Genomic DNA, 14,708 nt, shown 5'->3' with positions numbered 1-14,708 from the left:
AGGCGCGTTGCGCGGGGTTATCGTGCTCTGCCGACGCGGCATGTTCGCGATTCGACCGCCACCAGGAGGTAACCGACATGAATCACCCGACCGATAACCGGACGCTGTTGCGCGCGCTCGGCATTCGCGCACCGATCGTCCAGGCGCCGATGGCCGGCGTCAGCACGCCGGCGCTGGCTGCCGCCGTGTCGAACGCGGGCGGGCTCGGCTCGCTCGGCGTCGGCGCGACGAACGCCGACGGCGCGCGCAAGATGATCCGCGACACGCGCGCGCTCACCGACCGGCCGTTCAACGTCAACGTGTTCTGCCATCGTCCGGCCCGCGCCGACGCAGCCGTCGAACGCGCGTGGCTCGACTGGCTCGCGCCGGCGTTCCGCGCATACGGTGCGACGCCGCCCGCATCGCTGTCGGAGATCTATACGAGCTTCGTCGCGGACGAAGCGATGCAGGCGATGCTCGCCGAAGAAAAGCCGGGCGTCGTCAGCTTCCATTTCGGGCTGCCGTCCGCGGACGCGATCGCCGCGCTGAAGCGCGCGGGCATCACGCTGTTCGCAACCGCGACGAATCTCGACGAAGCGCGGCAGATCGCCGCCGCCGGCATCGACGCGATCGTCGCGCAGGGCATCGAAGCCGGCGGGCACCGCGGCGTGTTCGATTCGACCGCCCACGACGACCGCCTCGGCACGTTCGCGCTGACGCGCCTGATCGTGCACGAATGCGCGCTGCCCGTGATCGCTGCCGGCGGCATCATGGATGGCGAAGGCATCGCCGCCGCGCTGGCGCTCGGCGCGCAGGCCGCGCAGCTCGGCACTGCGTTCGTCGCATGCCGGGAGACGTCGATCGACGACGGTTATCGCCGCGCGATCCTCGGCGACGCGGCGCGCCGCACGACATTTACCTCCGCGATATCGGGCCGGACCGCGCGCGGCATCGCGAACCGGCTGACCGCGCTCGGCGACGACCCGCACGCGCCGGCCGCGCCCGCGTATCCGATCGCGTACGACGCGGGCAAGGCGCTGCATGCGGCCGCGAAGGCGCAGGGCGAATTCGGCTACGGCGCGCAGTGGGCCGGGCAGGCGGCGACGCTCGTCCGCTCGTTGCCAGCCGCCGAGCTGTTCGCGACGCTCGAGCGTGAAACGCGGGCCGCGATCGAGCGCCTGCAGCACGCGCTGGATTGATCGCGCTCGGCCGGCAAGCCGCGCGCACGTGCCGGCGATCCGTGCTTCAGATCGCCGCGCCGAACGTGCGCCGCCCACCGTCGATTTGCAATGCTCTGTATCTGCGCGGACCGCGGATACAGTGCGATACAACGCAAGTTCGGGCGTCCGCTATAAAGCACGCATGACCTCTTCGAGAGCACATCATGTCTGCAACCTGGTTCAAAGGATCCTGCCATTGCGGGGCCGTCAAATTCGAAGTGAACGCGGCCATTGCGCCGGCGGTTCGCTGCAACTGCAGCCTGTGCCGCCGGCGCGGCGCGCTGATGAGCCCGATGTTTCCCGCTGACCACCTGAAGATCGTCGAAGGCGAGGGCGCACTGACGTGCTACCGCTTCAACACACACACGGCCCGCCACTATTTCTGTAGCCATTGCGGCATCTATCCGTTCCATCAGACACGCATGGACCCCGCATGCTGGCGCGTCAATCTCGGCTGCCTCGACGGCGTCGATCCGTACGCGCTCGACGCAACCGTCGCAAACGGCGCGAGCCTGTCGGTCGTGGAGGACGCATGAAACGCTGGCTGATGATCCTGCTGTTTGCCGCAGGCGGGCTCGCGACCGAAATCGCGCATCCGGTGCAATGCTCGCTGCTGTCGGAAAGCCGGTTGCAATCCGGCAAGCGCCGCAGGCAGGACTGACGGCGGCGATCCGGCCGCGTTGCATCATTCCGTCGGGTCATCGACACCGATTTATCATGCTTCCGATAAGATCGCACACGATATATAATGTGTCTATCTGCGGCCGTCCGCGTCGCCGGAGGAAGTTCATGAAACCGACCGAAGCACCATCGCCCGCCGCGCCGAAGCTGTCCGATTTCCTGTGTTTTGCGATCTACTCGGCGAACCTCGCGTTCGGCAAGGCGTACAAGCCGATTCTCGAAGAGCTCGGCCTCACCTATACGCAATACATCACGATCATTGCGCTGTGGGAGCAGGACAACCAGACGGTCGGCCAGCTTGGCGAGAAGCTGTTCCTCGAATCCAATACGTTGACGCCGATCCTGAAGAAGCTCGAGGCGATGGGTTACCTGGAGCGGCACCGCGATCCGTCGGACGAGCGCCAGGTGCTCGTCAGCCTGACGAAGAGCGGCCGGCGCGTGCGCGAGAAGGGGCTCGACATGAACCTGGTCGAAGCCACCGGGTTGAAGCCGGACGAATTCGCGAAGGTGCAGAAGGCAATCGTCACGCTGCGCGGCAACCTGATCCGGTCGACCGAAGACTAAACAGGCAGGCAACAAGCGGCCGATGCGCGTATCGCGTCGGCCGCGTTGTCATGCGTGTTCGTCGCCCAGCACCAGCAGGTTCATTTCGCGACGGACGACAAAACCAAGCGCGAGATAGCGTTCGATCGCGACCTGGTTCGACGTGAGGACGTGCAGGAACGGTGTTTCCGCGCGCGCACCGATCGCCTCGATCAACGACCGGACCAGCCGCGCCGCAAGCCCTTGCCGCCGAAACGCGGCATCCACGCAGACGGCGCTGATCTCGGTATACCCGTCGACCTGCATCCGCTCGCCGGCCATCGCCGCCAGCCGGCCTTCGCTGCGTACGCCGATATAGTCGCCAAGCTCGATCGTGCGCGGGCCGAACGGGCCGGGCTGCGCGGCCGTGGTCAGCGCGAGCATGTCCGGCACGTCGGCTTCGGCGAGCGTGACATGCTCCGATGCATGCGCCGGAGCGGGCGTCCCTTGCCAGATCATTTGAAGCAACGCCGCGCGCCGGATCACCGGCAATCCCGCCGGCGGCGGCATCTCGTCCGGCGTGACCAGCGCGGCCGGCCCGTGCGCGGCGATCAGTTCGCGCAACGCATCGAACGATGCCTGGCTCGTGTCGGCGATCGCGGCGAACGGCGCAATGGCCGCCGGAAACCGCAGCGCGCGGTCGCTGCCGAGCGCAAAGCGGCGCTGTTTGCCCGCGAGCGCGTTCCAGACGACATGGTCGAGCGGGTGTGCATCGCCCGTCGTGTTTCCGGTCGTGGCTTCCGGCATCGGCTGCTCCTCGATTGAAGATTTCGTGCCGCATAGAATAGACCGGATCGACCGGGCAGGTCGCCCCGCAACGACATGGATCGCGTCATTGGCCTGACACGCGTGCGCTGGCCTTCTTCGTTCTCGGTGATCCATATCCGGAAGACGTCGATGCAAATCCGGACGTCCCAAATATAAAAGCGCACGCGATTACATCGCATGCGCTTTATGTGACGGACGGGGACGGCCGATTCCGTCGTGCAATGCTCAATGACCGAAATAGATCGAGCGCTCGGCCGTGCGAACCGCGCTGCGGCTACCGGACTGCGTCACGCCATCGGCGTCATTGCCGTAACCGGACGCCATCGTATCGGCCGCGGCTATGCCGTTGTCGCGAATCCGGCTCAGCGCCGCCTGGAGATTGTCCGGGTAGTTCGGGTCGTTGGGGCGGTTCGGCAGGTAGCCGGCCTGCTGCAACGCGGCCAGTTCCGCACGCACCTGCGCGCGCGTCACGGTACTTTCGCTCGCGTTCGCCGGCGCGACGACGGCGGCCGACACGGCCACGAGGAGGGCGGCAATCAGTTGGGTTTTCATCATTCACCTCGACAAGAAAAAAGGAATTCAGCGGTTGCGCACCGCACGCCGGCAACCGGCGCCGTTCGCGGTTTCGTTCAATGACCGAAGTAGATCGAGCGCTCGGCGATGCGCGTCGCGGGCCGGCTGCCCGACTGCGTGGCGGCCACGGCTTCGCGGCCGTAACCGGATGCCGATGCATCGGCCGTCACGGCGTCGTTCGCATGAACGCGTGTCAGTGCCGCCTGCAGGTCGTCCGGATAGTGCGGATCGTTCGCGCGGCCCGGCCGATAGCCGGCTTGTTCGAGCTGCACGAGTTCGGCACGCACTTGCGCACGGGACACGACGGCTTCATCGGCAAACGCCGGGGCGGCAACGGCAGCCGAAACGGCGACGAGAAGGGCAGCGATCAGTTGGGTTTTCATCATTCACCTCGGAACAGGAATAAAAAGAATTCAGGGGTCACGTATCGGCGCACGGCGTTCAATGACCGAAATACACCGAGCGTTCGGCCACGCTGACGGCATGCAGGCGGCCAGATTGCGTCACGGCCTCGCCGTTGCTGCCGTAGCCGGATGCCTGCTCGTTGGCCGCGACGGCATCGGCCGCATGGATCTGCGTCAGCGCGGCCTGCAGATCGCTCGGATAGGTCGCGTCGGTGGCGCGATTCAGCGGATAACCGGCCGTTTGAAGCTGCACGAGTTCGGCACGCACCTGCGCACGCGTCACGACGGTTTCATTTGCAAACGCCGGGGCGGCAACGGCAGCCGAAACGGCGACGAGAACGGCGGAGATCAATCGGGTATTCATCATTTGCCTCGATAGGAAAAGAGTCGGGAATTCGGCAGGGCGGCGCCCGGCCGCCCGATGCAACGTTCAAGCGATACGGATTTCGACGTCGATGTTGCCGCGCGTCGCCTTCGAATACGGGCAGGTCTGGTGCGCGGCATCGACGATGCGCTGCGCGACGTCGCGATCGAGCCCCGGCACGCTCACGTTCAGCCGGGCCTGCAGGAAGTACGCGTTGCCGGCCGTGCCGAGATCCACTTCGGCGTCGACGGCGAGATCGGCCGGCAGCGTCACCTTCGCGGCGCGCGCCGCAAGCTGCATCGCACCGATGAAGCAGGCCGACCAGCCGGCCGCGAACAGTTGTTCCGGGTTGGTGCCGGTGCCGGCGCTGCCCGGCGACGACAACTGGATGTCGAGGCGGCCGTCGGAACTGCGTGCCGAGCCGTCGCGGCCGCCCGAAGTCGTATGCGTCTTGCCCGTGTACAGCACTTTTTCGATCTTGCTCATCATTTGCTCCGTCAGTTGGCAGGTTTTTCTCAGATGCGATTCGATCGCATACGACGGAGTTTCGTCGAGGCAGTCACCCATGTCAAGCGTATTCGATTAAATCGCATGCGATATTTTGTATTTCAATGTATCCGGAACGTGCCGGGCTTTGCCGGACAAGGTTTTCGGCCGATCGAGCCCTGATATGCAAGGTAACGGGGCAGGCGATGAATGCCGGGCAGGGTGGGCGGAAACGCTCGCGGAGTGGATGGCCGCCCCGCGGCGCAGCCGATACGTCAGGCCGGGTCGATCTCGGCGATCACGACGAGGATGACGGCCGCGTCGGCCGGCAACTGGCGCTGGGAGAACGCCGAACGCGCGTGTCCCGCCTTGCCGCCCAGCGCGGCGGCGAACAGGTCGGACGCGCCGTCGATCACGGCCGGCTGTCCGTAAAAACCGTCGGCCGAGCTCACATGCCCCTCGACGCGCACGATCTTGCGCAGGCGGTCGAACCCGCCCAGATGCCTGCGGATCTGCGCGAGCACGTTCAGCGCCGCAAGCCGCGCGGCGTGGCGGCCTTCGTCGACGCTCAATTGCTCGCCGACGCGGCCGGTATAGGCGATCCTGCCGTCGACGAGCGGCAGTTGTCCCGATACGAACAGCAGGTTGCCGGCTTCGCTGACAGCCGTATAGCTGCCGAGCGGGTTCGGCGGTTCAGGTAATGCAAGGCCGAGTTCGGCCAGCTTCTGTTCGACGGTCATGTCGTTCTCCTTGCGGGAAAATGGATGGGGCGATCGGTGTTGCCTGTCAGTCACTCTAGTCATGCGGCCGAAGCCGGTAAATGTCAGCGGCGCAATTGATTCGGGACACGATGTAACGAATCGCGCCACGCGCGCTCGCTGGTTTCCCGCGCGATATTCATGCACACTCGTTGCTTCATCGCGCGCCCCACACCGGAGACGGCAGGAACGGCACCATGCAACGCAAATTCGACGACTTGCTGCTGGGCAGCATCGAGCTGTTCTGTCTCGCCGCCGAACTCGGCAGCTTCACGCTGGCGGCAACCGCGGCGAGCGTCACGCCGGCCGCGGTCAGCCGGTCGGTGGCGCGGCTCGAGGAGCGTCTCGGCGTGCGGCTGTTCGTGCGCACGACACGACAGATCCGCCTGACCGATTCCGGCCGGCGCTATTTCGAGCAATGCCGCGATGCGCTGTCGCAGCTCGTCGACGCGGAACGCGAAGCGACCGGCCAGCAGGCAACGCCCGCCGGCGTGCTCCGGATCAGCATGCCGACGCCGTACGGACACTATCGCGTGCTGCCGCTACTGCCCGCGTTTCGCGAGCGCTATCCGGACGTACGCGTCGAAACCCACCTGAGCAACCGCAACATCGACTTTGCCGAAGAGGGCTTCGATCTCGCGATCCGCGGCCGCGCGCCCGCCGATTCGAACCTGGTCGCGCGCAAGCTGGAGGACGCCGAACTCGTGATCGTCGCGACGCCCGGTTATCTGAAGCGCGCGGGCACGCCGACCGCCATCGACGATCTGCATGCGCACGAATGCATCCAGTTCGAGCTGCCGAGCAGCGGGCGGCCGATTCCCTGGCTGTTCGACGACGGATCGGACGAGATCGATATCGCGACGACCGGCAACTACAGTACGTCGGGCGACGTCCTCGCCGGCGTGACGCTCGCGCGCAGCGGTGCGGGCCTGTTCCAGACCTACCGCTTCATCGTCGAACAGGATCTGCGCGCCGGTACGCTCGTGGAGGTGCTGCCCGGCCTTGGCGGCCGGTCGCGGCCGTTCATGCTGCTGTATCCGCATGCGCGTTTTCTGTCGTCGCGCGTGCGCGTGTTCGTCGACTTTCTCGTCGAGCATCTGGAGCGCGCGCCCGCCGGGCAGGCGCGCGGTACGCGTACCAAACGAGCCGCCGCATCGCGATAGGCACGCCGGCTCGTTCTTTCGATGCCGATGCTCAGTGCCCGGCGCTCTGGCCGCCGTCGACATGCAGGATCTCGCCGGTGACGAACGGTGCCGAGTCGAGATACAGGATCGCGTCGACGATGTCGCTCATCTCGCCCATGCGGCCGACCGGGTGCAGCGACGCGAGCGTCGCATGCGTTTCGGGTGCATGCATCGGCGACTTGATGATGCCCGGCGACACGGCATTGACGCGGATGCCGGCCTTCGCGTACTCGATCGCGAGCGATTTCGTCGCCGCATTCAATCCGCCTTTCGTCAACGACGCGAGCACCGACGGCACGTTGCTGTTCGCGTGATCGACGAGGCTCGTCGTGATGCTGACTACGTGCCCGCTGCCGTGCTGCTGCATCGCGGCGATCGCGCGCTGCGTAACGTAAAAGAAACCGTTCAGGTTGACGCTCGTGACCTGCGCGTAGTCGTCCGCGGTGTACTGCGTGAACGGCTTCGCGATGAACACGCCGGCGTTGTTGACGAGCGTGTCGACGCGGCCGAAGCGTTCGATCGCGGCATCGACCACGCGGCGCGCGACGGCCGGATCGCCGATGTCGCCCGCGACGGTGACGAGATCGCGATCGTTCGACGGCCCGATCGAACGGGAAGTCGCGACGACGCGATGGCCGCGTGCGCGGAACGCGTTGACCGTTTCCGCGCCGATGCCTTGCGATGCGCCGGTGACGATGATGACTTTGGATGTGCTCATGACATACCTCGACAGGTGAATGGTGTTCGGCTTCAGCGCCGACCGGATCGATGAATCCGATGGGCGAACTGTAGGCGCGCCGATCGCGATTTCGAACACCCACCGTGGAGCAACAGTCTTGCGTCGCGGGAACAAATGCGGGGAGGGCCGTTTTTCTCGGGTCAGAGCGGCCGGTCGACATGCGGATGCAGCGACGCAAAGCGGCACCCGACGTCGCGCGCAAGCGCGTCGATGCGCTTGAAGGGTGGCGCAACCTCACCGGGAAACCGGCTTTCCCGCCGCTTGACGAGCCGATTTGTCTGTCACGGCACACGCAGTTGGATAAATCGATGCACCCATCGGGATAACTTTTCTTATCACAACAGCAGTGTTATGAATCAAAACTCGCCGTTTCAGAAACGTGCCTGACGTCACCGTCCAGACCATTCCGATGCGACGCTCCATCGATTCGACGGCAGGGAAGCGGTCGCCAAGGCGCGGCCGCCCCGGCCGGCGACGGTCTTGAAACGAATGCACGCATTCAACCCGGTGCGCGCATCCGCGCCTGCAACACCGACGACATTTCGGCCGTCGCACGCGCGACACCCTGCGCGGTCGTATCGACGAACGCATGCGCGCATTCGCGATACAGCGGGTCGCGCATGCGGTACAGCGCAGCAAGCGTTTGCCGCGGCTCGGCCACCCGCAGCAGCGGCCGCCGCGCGTCGTCGCGCGTACGGCGCCACAGCGTGTCCGGATCCGCATGCAGATAGATCACGCAGCCGCGCTCGCTCAATCGCGCGCGGGTGCGCGGATCCAGCACCGCACCCCCGCCGGTCGCCACGATGACGTTCGGGCGCTGCGTCAGCTCGTCGACGATATGCGTTTCGAGCAGCCGGAAGCCGACTTCGCCGACCATGTCGAACAGCACGGCGACCGAACGGCCGGTACGCCGCTCGATCTCGTCGTCGCTGTCGGCGAACGTCCAGCCGAGCGATGCGGCGAGCGCGCGGCCGAGCGTCGATTTGCCCGCGCCCATCATGCCGACCAGAAAGGCGCGCGCGGGCAGCGCGCGCACCTCGGCTGCCACGACGACGGCGCTCATAACCGCCGGCCGAGCGGCCAGCCGGCCCGCGTCGCCAGGCAGATCCGCCGCGCGCGCACCGCGTCCGACAGCGTGTCGAGCGCCGCGCCGGTCGACGCGTCGTCGGCGTCGAGCAGCGCGCCGAGCACCTGCCCGTCCGGATCGCCGGTCGCGATGTGCTCGGCCGCATCCGCCGCGATGCCCCGCGGCGTACGCTCAGGCAGTCCGTCGCGCTCGGGCCGCCGCCCCCCGTTGCGCTGATCGAGCCAGCGCACGACGAGGCCGCAGAACAGCATGCCGCTCGGCACGGCTGCGTCGGCGCGCGGCTCCGCCGTGTCGCCGGGCGCCGCGCATCGCGTGATCCAGCTCGCAAACTCGAGCAGCGACGCCTCGTGCGCGAGCGTCGCCGCGTCGAGCGCGACGGTCACGCAGGCGTCCCGCAACCGGCCGAGCAGCGGCCGCACGCCGTCGTGCGCGCCACCGCACGGCTGCAGCAACACTTCCAGCTCGTCCTCATGGCGGCTTGCGAGCGCACGGTGCCGGTCGAGCGCGGCCGGTTCGAGCAATGCATGCGCGGCATGCCGGACGATGACGATCGCGCGATCGTCGCGCCGCTCGACGATCGCGCCGATCCGGTGCCGGGCGCGCGCCACCGCGCAGCTCACGTGTCGCTCCCGACATGGCGTGCGCGCATCACAGCGAACCCTGGAATTCGAGCACGCGCGTCTTGAATTCGTCGGGCACGGCCAGCGTCGTGTTGTTCGCGTAATCGAACATCACGTGCGTCGACATGCCGCGCGCGACGATCGTCTGGTCGTCGCGCTCCATCAGGTGCTCGAGATCGAAGCTCTTGCTGCCGAAGCGCACGATGCTCGACCGGATCGTCAGGTTGTCGCCGAACTGCGCCGGTGCCAGGTACTCGCACTGCGTCTTCACCATGATGTGCGGCAGCTTCTCGCTCCGCGGCAATCCGAGGAGATCGAACATGTAGCAGAGATACGAATGCTGCAGATAGTCGTAATAGACGGGACTGCTCACATGCCCCATCGAATCCGTATCGCGATACTTGACGTGAATGGGCGTTTCGTAATGACGCTTCGACATGGTGACTCTCCGGAATAACTTGGTTGATTTATATATTCGAACCTGACTGGCCTGTCAGGCACCAGAAAATTAATCGAACGCCTATCTGGCCGCCACTATCAGAACGGATAGCGGCCCGCCGCCGAAGGCCGTTCGATACGGCTATCCGCTTCCGCCAAAGCGCTCCCTTATTTCGGGGCAAACCGATTTCCCAACCCGACCCGCATTACGAAAACAGCCGAGACTCATGTCGCAAAATATCGAATAACGCCCTTATTTCCGTCATTCATAAGGTTATGAATTGGAAACTGATAAATATGTTAGTTGCGCGCGAAAAGAACCATTCAATAAAGTCGCGTTGTAGTAAAAAATCCACCGAATTATCGACAGGAGGGCAGTCCCCATGCATGCAAACGCCTGGACGACCGACCGTGACGCCGTGCTGCGCTTGCCGACCCCCGCGGATCTGGCAGGCACGCTGCAGCCGGCGTTGCGCGCGGCGCGCACCGTTCATACGACCCGCCGCGCGATCGCCGACGTGCTGAACGGTGCGGACGACCGTCTCGTAGTCATCGCCGGCCCGTGCTCGGTGCACGACCCGGCCGCCGCGCGCGACTATGCGGCGCGGCTCGCGCTGCAACGCGCGCGGTTTGCGGACGAGCTGGAAATCGTGATGCGCGTGTACTTCGAGAAGCCGCGCACGACGGTCGGCTGGAAAGGGCTCATCAACGATCCGCTGCTGGACGGCAGCGAGCGGATCGACGCCGGGCTGCATGCCGCCCGCGCGCTGCTGTGCGACATCAACGGCGCGGAGATGCCGGCGGCGACCGAATTCCTCGATCCGCTGTCGCCGCGCTACCTGGCCGATCTGGTCGCATGGGGCGCGATCGGCGCGCGCACGGTGGAATCGCAGGTGCATCGCGAACTGGCGTCGTCGCTGCCGATCCCGATCGGCTTCAAGAACGGGACCGACGGCAACGTCCAGGTGGCCGTCGATGCGATGTGTGCGGCCGCGCGCGCGCACCGTTTCCTGTCGGTCGATGCCTGCGGCCGGCTGTGCGCGACGGCGTCGTCCGGCAATCCGCATACGCATGTCGTGCTGCGCGGCGGACGCGAACCGAATTTCGACGCGGCCGCCGTGAATGCCGCATGCGAGCGCATGGCGGCCGCGCAATTCGCGCCGCGCGTGATGATCGACGTCAGTCACGGCAACAGCCGCCGCCAGTTCCGGAACCAGTTGGGCGTCGGCGCGGACGTCGCCGCGCAGGTCGCGGCCGGCGATACGCGCATCGTCGGCGTGCTGATCGAGTCGAACCTGATCGAGGGGCGACAGGACCTGGTGCCCGGCGTTCCGCTGCGCTACGGGCAGAGCATCACCGACGCGTGCCTGTCGTTCGCCGACACCGCCGGGCTCTTCGAGACGCTCGCGCACGCGGTTCGGGCACGGCGGCAGGGCCATGCGCCGATGCCCGGCATCGAGTTCGCGCACGAGCCGCTACTCGCATGCTGCGCATGAGCGGCCCGGCGCGACGTCATCGGATTTCGGCTTCGTCGTAGATCCGCGTCGCGTCGCCGGCCCACGCGTCGCGATAGCGCGCGAGCCAGTGTTCGGCCTGGGTCGGCGCGCCGGCGACGATCTCGTCGAGCGGCGCGAGATACACGGATTCGTCGCGGCCGGCCGCATCCAGGCGCGCCCGCGCGCGCAGGCCGCGATGCGCGATGGCGAGTGCATCGGCCGCGAACGCACGCAACGGGCGGCCGTCGACCGGTGTATCGAGCCCGAGACGCGGCACGTCGCGACGCAATGCCAGCAGCGCGCCGCGATCGATCGCGGCGGCCAGCGTCTCGGCCTCCGACAGCGCGGCCGGATCGTACAGCAGGCCGGTCCAGAATGCGGACAGCGCGATCATCATGTCGGGCGAGCCGGCATCGGCGCCGCGCATCTCGAGATAACGCTTCAGCCGCACCTCGGTGAATACCGTCGTCAGGTGGTCCGCGAAATCGCCGAGCGTCGGCGTGTCGCCTTCGAGATGCGGAATGCGCCGTCGCATGAAATCGCGGAACGTCCGCCCGGTCGCATCCGCGTAGCGGTCGCCGCGCCGCACGAAATACATCGGCACGTTGTCGAGCAGCCAGCTCACGTAGCGCTCGAAGCCGAAGCTGCGCGACAGGAACAATGCCGGCGCGCCGCAGCGATCCTCGTCGGTATCGAGCCACGTATGTGCGCGCGTCGACAGCAGGCCGGACGGGCGGCCTTCGCAGAACGGCGAATTCGCGAACAGCGCGGTCGCGACCGGCTGCAACGCGAGCGACACGCGCATCTTGCGCGCCATGTCGCTTTCCGATGCGAAATCGAGATTGACCTGCACGGTGCAGGTGCGCTGCATCATGTCGAGCCCGCGCGTGCCGACGCGCGGCATATAGCGTCGCATGATCCCGTAGCGCTGCTTCGGCATCCACGGCAGCGCCGCGCGCGACAGGTGAGGGTGAAAGCCGAGCGGCGCGCAGCGCAGGCCGAGCGGATCGCACGCCGCGCGAGCCGCGGCGAGGTGCGCATGCAATTCGGCACGCGTGCCATGCAGCGTATCGAGCGGCGCGCCCGACAGTTCGAGCTGGCCGGCCGGTTCGAGCGAGATCGCCGCGCCATCGCGCTGGATCACGCCGACGATCCGCCCGGCATCGACGATCGGCGTCCCGTCGCCGCGCAGCCGCTCGAGCACCGCGGCGATGCCGGACGGCCCGTCGTACGGCGCGGCCGCGTGCGTCGCGCGAGCGACGACGAACTTCTCGTGCTCGGTGCCGATACGGAACTGCGCGGCCGGCTTGCAGCCGGCAGCCAGATGATCGGCGAGTTGCTGCTCTGAGACGATCGGCGTGTTGTCCGATCCGACGGCATTCGACATCGACACCCTCCACATGGCGTATTGAGCAACCGACCGGCCGGTCGCACGGCGACTATAGCGGCGTCGATGCAGGCGCAGTACTGGCAGGGGTGATAGGGGGCGACGCGCAGCCGCGTCGCACTACGGCTGTTTGCGCTTCGCGAAGTAATGCGCAGGCGAGTCGCCGAACGCGCGGCGAAACATCGCGATGAAATTGCTCGGCGTCGCGTAGCCGAGCGCGTCCGCGATGTTGGCGACGCTGTCGCCGTTCGCGAGACGTTCGAGCGCGTGCGTGAGACGCGCCTGCTGCCGCCATTGCGCGAAGCTCGTGCCGGTTTCCGCGACGAACAGCCGGCTCAATGTGCGCGCGGACAAGCCGGCCCATTCTGCCCATGCTTCGAGCGTGCGGCTGTCGTGCGGCTGCCCGAGGATCGCGTTGGCGATCCGCAGCAGCCGCCGGTCGTGCGGCATCGGCAAGTGCAGCGGTTCGTGCGGCGCGCGACGCATCTCGTCGAGCAGCACGACGCTGATGCGCGCCTGCTCGATGTCGAGCCGGTCCTGGTCGGCCCACGACACCGCGCGCCGCACGAGCGCGCGCATCAGGTCGGTAATCGCGATCACGCAGGGCTGGCCCGGCATCCGCCGGCTCGCGGCCGGGGCGATCACGACGCTCCAGCCGCTCAACGCACCGCTGATGCTGACCTTGTGCTGCTCGCCCGGCGGAATCCAGCCCGCGCGATGCGGCGGCAGCAGCCACGAACCGTGCGGCGTGCGCACGTGCGCGAAGCCGCTTTCCACGCAGAACACCTGGCCGCGCAGATGACTGTGCCAGTCGACCTCGCGGGTGCCGAGCTGATACGTGTTGCTGCCGTCGTCTTCGCCCCAGACGGCGATCAGCGACGGGCCGTCCGCACGTTCGCTCGGATCGATGTCGGCGCGCTGTACGGCGCGCGGCGGAGAAGCATCACGGATGGGCATGGCCGGAATTCATTATTTTTTGTCTAAACAACATTATCAGCTTTGTCAGGGTGCGTCCAACAATGCATGTCGTGTTCAAACCGATACGAAGCAGAGGAATGCGATGCATGCAGCACTTGCTCCCTGGACACGCGATGCCGGCGCGCTGCGCGTCGTGTCGCGGATGGCCGTCGCCGCGGCGCTCGTCGTGCTCGGCGCGTGTGCGAGCCGCGACGGGCTCGCGCCCGCCGGCACGCTGCGCGGCGCCGATACGCTTGCCGCGTCGCGCAGCCTCGCGCATGCGCCGGCTGCCGACTGGCCGGCCGCCGACTGGTGGCGCGCGCTGAACGATGCGCAACTGAATGCGCTGATCGACGAAGCGCTCGCCGGCAATCCCGATCTCGCAACCGCCGATGCGCGCGCACGCGAAGCGCAGGCGCTGGTGATCGAAGCGCAGGCCGCGCGCGTGCCGCACGTCGTCGGCCGCGCGAGCGCGAAGGGCGAACGGATGTCCGGCACCCAGTTCTCGGCGGGCGAAGGCGGCGGCTTCTTCAGCCACACGCGCGAGATGAATCTCGGCTTCAGTTGGGATCTCGATCTGTGGGGCGGCCGCCGCGCCGCATGGGAAGCCGCGCTCGGCGAAGCGCGTGCCGCGCGGATCGACGCGCAGGCCGCGCGCGTTTTGCTGTCCGTCAACGTCGCTCGCGCGTACGTGAACCTCGCGTACGCGTTCGATCAGCAGGACGTCGCGCGCGCCGAATACGAGCGCGCCGACGAGGCGCTCACGCTGACGCGCCAGCGCGTATCGAAAGGCATCGACAACGTCGCGCAACAGCGCCAGGCGGAAAGCGAGGTCGCGGCCGCGACGCGCGAGCAGGCGCGCGCGGCGCAGACGATCGACAGCGCGCGCATCGCGCTCGCGATCCTGCTCGGTGCGGGCCCCGATCGCGGGCTCGAACTCGTGCGCCCCGCGCCGCTGCCGGCCGCCGCGCTGGCGGTGCCGGCC

At 67.1% G+C, this 14,708-nt stretch carries 19 protein-coding genes; 7 read left to right on the top strand and 12 right to left on the bottom strand.

Features of this window, described 5'->3' with window-relative positions; genetic code table 11:
- Positions 1–77 precede the first annotated feature (77 nt).
- From ACNQQL_RS31675 to ACNQQL_RS31660, 4 genes are all read left to right on the top strand, one after another.
- Positions 78–1,178: a nitronate monooxygenase gene (locus tag ACNQQL_RS31675; RefSeq protein WP_347068177.1), complete on the top strand. Its 1,101-nt coding sequence runs from the start codon at positions 78–80 to the stop codon at positions 1,176–1,178.
- 185 nt (positions 1,179–1,363) lie between these two features.
- Positions 1,364–1,735, top strand: a complete 372-nt coding sequence (locus ACNQQL_RS31670) for a GFA family protein (protein ID WP_347068175.1) — start codon at positions 1,364–1,366, stop codon at positions 1,733–1,735.
- On the top strand, positions 1,732–1,860 hold the full coding sequence (locus ACNQQL_RS31665; protein ID WP_256260697.1) for a hypothetical protein: 129 nt from the start codon (positions 1,732–1,734) through the stop codon (positions 1,858–1,860). The genes ACNQQL_RS31670 and ACNQQL_RS31665 overlap by 4 nt, the downstream gene beginning before the upstream one ends.
- 128 nt (positions 1,861–1,988) lie before the next feature.
- Complete coding sequence (locus ACNQQL_RS31660; protein WP_072441084.1) at positions 1,989–2,444, top strand: MarR family winged helix-turn-helix transcriptional regulator; 456 nt, start codon at positions 1,989–1,991, stop codon at positions 2,442–2,444.
- 48 nt (positions 2,445–2,492) lie between these two features.
- On the opposite strand, the gene ACNQQL_RS31655 is transcribed toward ACNQQL_RS31660, so the two are convergent.
- From ACNQQL_RS31655 to ACNQQL_RS31630, 6 genes are all read right to left on the bottom strand, one after another.
- Positions 2,493–3,209, bottom strand: coding sequence for a GNAT family N-acetyltransferase (locus ACNQQL_RS31655; RefSeq protein WP_347068173.1), 717 nt, complete (start codon positions 3,207–3,209; stop codon positions 2,493–2,495).
- A 246-nt stretch (positions 3,210–3,455) separates the two neighbouring features.
- The gene (locus ACNQQL_RS31650; RefSeq protein ID WP_175961403.1) at positions 3,456–3,785 is read right to left on the bottom strand and encodes a DUF4148 domain-containing protein; all 330 of its coding nucleotides are present in this window, start codon (positions 3,783–3,785) and stop codon (positions 3,456–3,458) included.
- A gap of 74 nt (positions 3,786–3,859) precedes the next feature.
- Positions 3,860–4,186, bottom strand: coding sequence for a DUF4148 domain-containing protein (locus ACNQQL_RS31645; protein WP_347068216.1), 327 nt, complete (start codon positions 4,184–4,186; stop codon positions 3,860–3,862).
- A 58-nt stretch (positions 4,187–4,244) separates the two neighbouring features.
- Positions 4,245–4,571, bottom strand: a complete 327-nt coding sequence (locus ACNQQL_RS31640) for a DUF4148 domain-containing protein (RefSeq protein WP_347068170.1) — start codon at positions 4,569–4,571, stop codon at positions 4,245–4,247.
- A 66-nt stretch (positions 4,572–4,637) separates the two neighbouring features.
- Positions 4,638–5,057, bottom strand: a complete 420-nt coding sequence (locus ACNQQL_RS31635) for an organic hydroperoxide resistance protein (protein WP_072441379.1) — start codon at positions 5,055–5,057, stop codon at positions 4,638–4,640.
- Between the two features lie 275 nt (positions 5,058–5,332).
- Positions 5,333–5,797: a RidA family protein gene (locus tag ACNQQL_RS31630; protein WP_072441091.1), complete on the bottom strand. Its 465-nt coding sequence runs from the start codon at positions 5,795–5,797 to the stop codon at positions 5,333–5,335.
- Positions 5,798–6,012: 215 nt separating this feature from the next.
- On the opposite strand from ACNQQL_RS31630, the gene ACNQQL_RS31625 reads away from it, so the two are divergent.
- Positions 6,013–6,978 (top strand): LysR family transcriptional regulator, encoded by a 966-nt coding sequence (locus tag ACNQQL_RS31625; protein WP_347068167.1) that lies wholly within the window; start codon positions 6,013–6,015, stop codon positions 6,976–6,978.
- Between the two features lie 31 nt (positions 6,979–7,009).
- Here the strand turns inward: ACNQQL_RS31625 and ACNQQL_RS31620 are convergent, their stop codons facing one another.
- The 4 genes from ACNQQL_RS31620 to ACNQQL_RS31605 form a co-directional block, all read right to left on the bottom strand.
- A complete protein-coding gene (locus tag ACNQQL_RS31620) occupies positions 7,010–7,717 on the bottom strand; it encodes an SDR family NAD(P)-dependent oxidoreductase (protein ID WP_072441381.1) in 708 nt (235 codons plus the stop codon).
- 520 nt (positions 7,718–8,237) lie between these two features.
- The gene (locus ACNQQL_RS31615; RefSeq protein WP_347068165.1) at positions 8,238–8,801 is read right to left on the bottom strand and encodes a shikimate kinase; all 564 of its coding nucleotides are present in this window, start codon (positions 8,799–8,801) and stop codon (positions 8,238–8,240) included.
- Positions 8,798–9,445 (bottom strand): hypothetical protein, encoded by a 648-nt coding sequence (locus tag ACNQQL_RS31610; protein WP_347068163.1) that lies wholly within the window; start codon positions 9,443–9,445, stop codon positions 8,798–8,800. Before ACNQQL_RS31610 ends, ACNQQL_RS31615 begins: the two co-directional genes overlap by 4 nt.
- A gap of 28 nt (positions 9,446–9,473) precedes the next feature.
- Positions 9,474–9,884: an acyl-CoA thioesterase gene (locus tag ACNQQL_RS31605; RefSeq protein WP_034184218.1), complete on the bottom strand. Its 411-nt coding sequence runs from the start codon at positions 9,882–9,884 to the stop codon at positions 9,474–9,476.
- Positions 9,885–10,266: 382 nt separating this feature from the next.
- Here ACNQQL_RS31605 and ACNQQL_RS31600 point away from each other — a divergent pair, with 382 nt between their 5' ends.
- A complete protein-coding gene (locus ACNQQL_RS31600; RefSeq protein WP_347068161.1) occupies positions 10,267–11,379 on the top strand; it encodes a 3-deoxy-7-phosphoheptulonate synthase in 1,113 nt (370 codons plus the stop codon).
- A 16-nt stretch (positions 11,380–11,395) separates the two neighbouring features.
- Here ACNQQL_RS31600 and ACNQQL_RS31595 read toward each other — a convergent pair whose 3' ends face one another.
- Both ACNQQL_RS31595 and ACNQQL_RS31590 read right to left on the bottom strand, forming a co-directional pair.
- A complete protein-coding gene (locus ACNQQL_RS31595; RefSeq protein WP_347068159.1) occupies positions 11,396–12,766 on the bottom strand; it encodes a glutamate--cysteine ligase in 1,371 nt (456 codons plus the stop codon).
- A 120-nt stretch (positions 12,767–12,886) separates the two neighbouring features.
- Positions 12,887–13,723: a helix-turn-helix transcriptional regulator gene (locus tag ACNQQL_RS31590; protein WP_347068157.1), complete on the bottom strand. Its 837-nt coding sequence runs from the start codon at positions 13,721–13,723 to the stop codon at positions 12,887–12,889.
- Between the two features lie 103 nt (positions 13,724–13,826).
- Between ACNQQL_RS31590 and ACNQQL_RS31585 the strand changes: the two genes are divergently transcribed.
- The coding region (locus tag ACNQQL_RS31585) for a TolC family protein (protein WP_347068155.1) at positions 13,827–14,708 on the top strand (882 nt) is incomplete at its 3' end.

This window comes from Burkholderia sp. LFS061 (assembly GCF_047978125.1).
GTDB classification, from domain to species: domain Bacteria; phylum Pseudomonadota; class Gammaproteobacteria; order Burkholderiales; family Burkholderiaceae; genus Burkholderia; species Burkholderia pyrrocinia_C.
Note: the sequence above shows the minus strand (reverse complement) of the source record. Positions and strands in the feature narration are given on the sequence as shown.